This window comes from Providencia sp. PROV189 (assembly GCF_028480065.1).
Classification (GTDB): Bacteria; Pseudomonadota; Gammaproteobacteria; order Enterobacterales; family Enterobacteriaceae; genus Providencia; species Providencia stuartii.
Window position 1 is genome coordinate 1 of sequence record NZ_JAMPOG010000064.1, and the last position, 2615, is coordinate 2615.

General features: G+C 52.7%; 2 rRNA genes. Both read left to right on the forward strand.

Annotated elements, in window-relative coordinates:
* Positions 1-2358 (forward strand): 23S ribosomal RNA (locus PR833_RS19950); the annotation flags it as partial.
* Positions 2359-2493: 135 nt separating this feature from the next.
* Positions 2494-2609 (forward strand): 5S ribosomal RNA (rrf, locus tag PR833_RS19955).
* Positions 2610-2615 lie beyond the last annotated feature (6 nt).

Here is a 2615-nt window from a genome sequence, read left to right on the forward strand (position 1 = left end):
GGGGTGACTGCGTACCTTTTGTATAATGGGTCAGCGACTTATATTCTGTAGCAAGGTTAACCGAATAGGGGAGCCGTAGGGAAACCGAGTCTTAACTGGGCGAATAAGTTGCAGGGTATAGACCCGAAACCCGGTGATCTAGCCATGGGCAGGTTGAAGGTTGGGTAACACTAACTGGAGGACCGAACCGACTAATGTTGAAAAATTAGCGGATGACTTGTGGCTGGGGGTGAAAGGCCAATCAAACCGGGAGATAGCTGGTTCTCCCCGAAAGCTATTTAGGTAGCGCCTCGTGAACTCATCTTCGGGGGTAGAGCACTGTTTCGGCTAGGGGGTCATCCCGACTTACCAACCCGATGCAAACTACGAATACCGAAGAATGTTATCACGGGAGACACACGGCGGGTGCTAACGTTCGTCGTGAAGAGGGAAACAACCCAGACCGCCAGCTAAGGTCCCAAAGTCATGGTTAAGTGGGAAACGAAGTGGGAAGGCTCAGACAGCCAGGATGTTGGCTTAGAAGCAGCCATCATTTAAAGAAAGCGTAATAGCTCACTGGTCGAGTCGGCCTGCGCGGAAGATGTAACGGGGCTAAACCATGCACCGAAGCTGCGGCAGCGACATGTAAATGTTGTTGGGTAGGGGAGCGTTCTGTAAGCCTGTGAAGGTGTGCTGCGAGGCATGCTGGAGGTATCAGAAGTGCGAATGCTGACATAAGTAACGATAATGCGGGTGAAAAACCCGCACGCCGGAAGACCAAGGGTTCCTGTCCAACGTTAATCGGGGCAGGGTGAGTCGACCCCTAAGGCGAGGCAGAAATGCGTAGTCGATGGGAAACAGGTTAATATTCCTGTACTGGTGATAATTGCGATGGGGGGACGGAGAAGGCTAGGCTGGCCGGGCGACGGTTGTCCCGGTTTAAGGATGTAGGTGGGTGAATTAGGCAAATCCGGTTCGCTATACACTGAGGTCTGATGACGAGTCACTACGGTGGCGAAGTAGCTCATGCCCCGCTTCCAGGAAAAGCCTCTAAGCTCTAGATTATCATTAATCGTACCCCAAACCGACACAGGTGGTCAGGTAGAGAATACTCAGGCGCTTGAGAGAACTCGGGTGAAGGAACTAGGCAAAATGGTGCCGTAACTTCGGGAGAAGGCACGCTGGCACTAGGTGAAGTGGTTTACCCATGGAGCCGAAGCCAGTCGCAGATACCAGCTGGCTGCAACTGTTTATTAAAAACACAGCACTGTGCAAACACGAAAGTGGACGTATACGGTGTGACGCCTGCCCGGTGCTGGAAGGTTAATTGATGGGGTTATCCGTAAGGAGAAGCTCTTGATCGAAGCCCCAGTAAACGGCGGCCGTAACTATAACGGTCCTAAGGTAGCGAAATTCCTTGTCGGGTAAGTTCCGACCTGCACGAATGGCGTAATGATGGCCAGGCTGTCTCCACCCGAGACTCAGTGAAATTGAACTCGCTGTGAAGATGCAGTGTACCCGCGGCAAGACGGAAAGACCCCGTGAACCTTTACTATAGCTTGACACTGAACATTGAGCCTTGATGTGTAGGATAGGTGGGAGGCTTTGAAGTGTGGACGCCAGTCTGCATGGAGCCAACCTTGAAATACCACCCTTTAATGTTTGATGTTCTAACGTTGCCCCATAATCTGGGGTGCGGACAGTGTCTGGTGGGTAGTTTGACTGGGGCGGTCTCCTCCCAAAGCGTAACGGAGGAGCACGAAGGTTGGCTAAGCATGGTCGGACATCATGCGGTTAGTGCAAAGGCATAAGCCAGCTTGACTGCGAGAGTGACGGCTCGAGCAGGTACGAAAGTAGGTCTTAGTGATCCGGTGGTTCTGAATGGAAGGGCCATCGCTCAACGGATAAAAGGTACTCCGGGGATAACAGGCTGATACCGCCCAAGAGTTCATATCGACGGCGGTGTTTGGCACCTCGATGTCGGCTCATCACATCCTGGGGCTGAAGTAGGTCCCAAGGGTATGGCTGTTCGCCATTTAAAGTGGTACGCGAGCTGGGTTTAGAACGTCGTGAGACAGTTCGGTCCCTATCTGCCGTGGGCGTTGGAAGATTGAAAGGGGCTGCTCCTAGTACGAGAGGACCGGAGTGGACGCACCGCTGGTGTTCGGGTTGTCATGCCAATGGCACTGCCCGGTAGCTAAGTGCGGAAGAGATAACCGCTGAAAGCATCTAAGCGGGAAACTTGCCTTGAGATGAGTCTTCCCTGACTCTTTAAGGGTCCTAAAGGAACGTTTAAGACGAAGACGTTGATAGGCTGGGTGTGTAAGCGTAGCGATACGTTGAGCTAACCAGTACTAATGAACCGTGAGGCTTAACCTGACAACACCGAAGGTGTTTTAGAGAGACGAAGAGACGATTGTTGAAGCGCACGAGAGAGTGGTGCGAGAAATCAGCTTGTTCAAGATTGCAGTTCTGGTTTGCGGTGTCGACGCGAACGGGAACGAACCGAATTTGTCTGGCGGCAATAGCGCGGTGGTCCCACCTGACCCCATGCCGAACTCAGCAGTGAAACGCCGTAGCGCCGATGGTAGTGTGGGGTCTCCCCATGTGAGAGTAGGGAACTGCCAGACATCAAA